Origin of the sequence: Candidatus Albibeggiatoa sp. nov. BB20, assembly GCA_016744725.1 — a bacterium.
Lineage (GTDB): Bacteria > Pseudomonadota > Gammaproteobacteria > Beggiatoales > Beggiatoaceae > Albibeggiatoa.
Genome location: JADGDW010000143.1, coordinates 8,038 through 11,581 on the forward strand (window position 1 = coordinate 8,038; position 3,544 = coordinate 11,581).

At 39.7% G+C, this 3,544-nt stretch carries 5 protein-coding genes; 3 read left to right on the plus strand and 2 right to left on the minus strand.

All coding sequences use genetic code 11. From position 1 onward, the window contains the following. Nucleotides 1-382: caspase family protein (locus tag ABXH34_RS14495; RefSeq protein ID WP_353572600.1), on the minus strand; the 382-nt coding region annotated here is incomplete at its 3' end. A 394-nt stretch (nt 383-776) separates the two neighbouring features. Further along, nucleotides 777-1,187 carry a type II secretion system major pseudopilin GspG gene (gene gspG, locus ABXH34_RS14500; RefSeq protein ID WP_353572601.1) on the minus strand — a complete coding sequence of 137 codons (411 nt, stop codon included), beginning with the start codon at nt 1,185-1,187 and terminating at the stop codon, nt 777-779. A gap of 169 nt (nt 1,188-1,356) precedes the next feature. On the opposite strand from gspG, the gene ABXH34_RS14505 reads away from it, so the two are divergent. Genes ABXH34_RS14505 through hemB form a run of 3 tightly spaced genes read left to right on the plus strand, consistent with a single transcriptional unit; the run spans nt 1,357 to nt 3,424 of the window. Next, the gene (locus tag ABXH34_RS14505; RefSeq protein ID WP_353572602.1) at nt 1,357-1,884 is read left to right on the plus strand and encodes a glycine cleavage system transcriptional repressor; all 528 of its coding nucleotides are present in this window, start codon (nt 1,357-1,359) and stop codon (nt 1,882-1,884) included. 1 nt (nt 1,885) lies between these two features. Further along, on the plus strand, nt 1,886-2,401 hold the full coding sequence (gene def / locus ABXH34_RS14510; protein WP_353572603.1) for a peptide deformylase: 516 nt from the start codon (nt 1,886-1,888) through the stop codon (nt 2,399-2,401). Between the two features lie 9 nt (nt 2,402-2,410). After that, nucleotides 2,411-3,424, plus strand: a complete 1,014-nt coding sequence (gene hemB, locus ABXH34_RS14515) for a porphobilinogen synthase (protein WP_353572604.1) — start codon at nt 2,411-2,413, stop codon at nt 3,422-3,424. Nucleotides 3,425-3,544 lie beyond the last annotated feature (120 nt).

Below are 3,544 nucleotides of genomic sequence, written 5' to 3' on the forward strand. Positions count from 1 at the left end.
GACCCTTACCGCCTAATTCATCTTTTACATCAATCTCATCACCACTTTTTAAATTCAAACCCTCGGCAAATGCACTGCTAAAACAACAATCTAAAATCACGATTTGCCGTTTAGATGGACAATTTTTTAACATACGATGAATATTAACTGAACAAATTGCCGTTTCAAGTTCAATTCGTTCCAAGCCATTTTTTTCGACATCTATTGCCGCTAAATACAAATGTCCTGTTTTATAATCTTTAATCCCATGTCCTGAGAAGTACAACAAAGCCACATCATTTTTTGTACGCAAACCTGAAAAAGCCTGAGCAATAGAAAGCCTCACTTCTTTTTCAGTTTCAGTCGGATTTAATAACAACGCCACCTCATCAAAACTACCCATATCAACATCTCTGCAAGGGTTTTAAACCTCCGTCACCTGTGGCTTGAGGATAATTGCTGACTCCAATAACAACCGCATATTTTGCCATAACGTAAAAATAAGATGAAAAACAATTAGAAAGGATTATAACGTGGGGAAATCAATATAATCAAACATGGGTATCTGAGCCAATACCTGTGCCTGAAAAAAAGACTTAACAATGGATTGTACAAAAAGATAGTTCATGTAGGGTAGATAAGTGAAGCGTCATCCACCAAAACAACACTAAATAATTCAGTGTCATACAATTTCGCAAGATGGCGGATGATGCTATGGCTTATCCGCCCTACAAGCTTAAAAGCAAAATATCAAAACCTGACAGAATACGATAAACCATCAGGTCTTAATTTAAAGCTTATTCCCAGCTATTAATATCAGCATTAGGGCATTTATCACCACCTTCACGACCATCTCCACCGAATGAAGTTAAGTCATAATCACCATTTGCCCCCGGATATTTATATACATAATCATTATTCCAAGGATCAACAGGAATTTTTTTCTTGGCTAAATAAGGACCATCCCAACGGGTGTTATTTTCCTCATTGGTTAACAAACCTTCCAAAGAACGTGGATATTTACCCACGTCAATACGGTGCTGATCTAAAGATGCGCCAAAACTACTGATTTGAGCAGAGGTCGCATCACATTTTGCTTTATCAAAACCTTTGAAAATTCTAGGGCCAACCAATGCACCTAACATGGCAATAATCGCCATTACAATTAATAATTCAATCAAGGTAAAACCGAGTGATTTCTTCACCATTCAACTCCTAATAAAAATAAATACATTATAATGCCGAAATTTAGCTTTGAACAGGGATTGCTTACAGGCGACAATACCATCTATAAACCAAAAACAGCATAGCGAATTGGTAACAGATAGCACATAATATAAGCTGCTACCAGTGACTGCATACTCAAAGGAGGAGAATATGTCTCAATGGTTCATGTTGACTTTAGTCGGTAAAGATCAAGCAGGTATCGTGGCACAAACCACAACGGCTTTATACGAACAAGGTTGTAACTTAGGCGAGGCTTCAATGCTACGCTTGGGCGGCAATTTCACCATGATGCTAATGATTGAATATCAAGGACAAAATGAAACATTAGCGCAAAAATTACAGCCGCTTGCAGAAAAACTACAACTCAAACTGCATTTTGACTCTATCGAAGGCGAATTACACCATCACCAACAATCTGATGTGATTATCATGGTTCACGGGGCGGATCGTTCGGGCATCGTATCGCAAGTCACCACAAAATTAGCTGAAGCAGGTTTAAACATTGTTGATTTGGCCAGCGATGTCGGTGGCAGTGAAGAAAATCCATTTTACATCATGCAAATAGAGGGCACTGCAACTCAAGGCTTAGACGTATTAGATAACGCGTTGCAAACACTATTACAGCAACAGCCTGATTTAAAAGTGACGATAAAGCCAATAGATACAATGGTGATGTAAGATGGCAATATTAGAACTTTTGAAATATCCAGACCCCCGCTTAAAGAATGAATCCGAACCTGTTACTGAATTTGATAGCAAACTACAGCATTTTATCGCCGATTTAGATGAAACCATGAACGCCTCACCCGGCGGCGTTGGAATTGCTGCACCTCAAGTTGGTCATTTTCAACGTATTGTGATTGTAGATGTCTCATCTAAAAAGAAAATCAAACATCATGGCTATATGGTATTAGTCAATCCAGAAATTACCGAATGGGATGGGTTTGAAATCGGGCGGGAAGGCTGTATGTCCGTACCAGATTATACGGGTAATGTGGTTCGAGCCACACAAATTCACTTAATTGCACAAAATGCAGATGGTGAAACCCAAGAATATGATATGGAAGGCTATGAGGCACGAGCGGTACAACATGAACTTGACCATTTAGATGGCTTATTGTTTATTGATCGTTTAGTCAGTCGGCGGCGTGATTTATTTCAACGTAAAGTATACAAAAAGAAAGACACGAAATAGGGCAATTATATGACTCCATTAACCACAAATTTTCCCGGATTACGAATGCGCCGTATGCGTTACGATGATTTCTCTCGACGTTTGATGCGTGAAACAACTTTAACTCCCGATGATTTTATTTATCCATTATTCATCGTCGAAGGCGAAAAACAACGTGAACCGATTCAATCTATGCCGGGGCAACAGCGTTTAAGTATTGATGAATTATTAAAAGAAGCAGAACAGATCGCACAATTAGGTATTCCTGCGATTGCCTTATTTCCTGTTGTGCCTGTTGAGAAAAAATCGTTAGATGCGAAAGAAGCGTATAACCCTGATGGTCTAGCCCAGCGTGCCGTGCGCGCCCTAAAAAAACAGTTGCCTGAATTAGGTGTCATCACTGATGTGGCATTAGACCCGTTTACAACTCATGGTCAAGATGGTTTGATAAATGAGGACGGCTATGTTTTGAATGATGAAACGGTTGCGGTGTTAGTGAAGCAGGCAATTTCTCATGCAGAATCGGGGGCTGATATTGTTGCGCCATCGGATATGATGGATGGTCGAATTCATTGTATCCGCCAAGCTTTAGAAATGGATGCACTGAAGAATACTCGAATTTTGGCTTATTCTGCAAAATATGCGTCTAGTTTTTATGGACCATTCCGTGATGCGGTGGGTTCATCAGGAGCACTGGGTAAAGGCAATAAATACAGCTATCAAATGGATCCTGCCAATACGGATGAGGCTTTGCGCGAAGTGGCACTTGATTTGGAAGAAGGCGCAGATATGGTGATGATTAAACCGGGAATGCCTTATTTAGACATTGTACGTCGTATCAAAGACCAATTTGGCGTACCTACTTTTGTATACCAAGTTAGTGGTGAATATGCAATGTTGAAAGCAGCGGCTCAAAATGGTTGGTTAGATGAAGAGGCGGTGATGTTAGAGTCTTTAATATCTATTAAGCGTGCGGGAGCAGATGGGATTTTGACCTATTTTGCGAAACAAGCGGCTGAATGTTTGATTAAGCGTCAAAGTTAACGTGATTCTAATATCATGCAGGATTGCACGTTTTTAAAAGGCGAGCAGTCCTGAGATATAAAGTTAATATCTTGTGTTACGCATGTTACGCAAAATGTAAAAAAGTTTGAAAGAGTAGGG

What these genes read in the sequence shown, in the direction of transcription:
- gspG (WP_353572601.1), bottom strand. Translation starts at nt 1,187, where the DNA reads ATGGTGAAGAAATCACTCGGTTTTACCTTGATTGAATTATTAATTGTA.
- ABXH34_RS14505 (WP_353572602.1), top strand. Translation starts at nt 1,357, where the DNA reads ATGTCTCAATGGTTCATGTTGACTTTAGTCGGTAAAGATCAAGCAGGT.
- def (WP_353572603.1), top strand. Translation starts at nt 1,886, where the DNA reads ATGGCAATATTAGAACTTTTGAAATATCCAGACCCCCGCTTAAAGAAT.
- hemB (WP_353572604.1), top strand. Translation starts at nt 2,411, where the DNA reads ATGACTCCATTAACCACAAATTTTCCCGGATTACGAATGCGCCGTATG.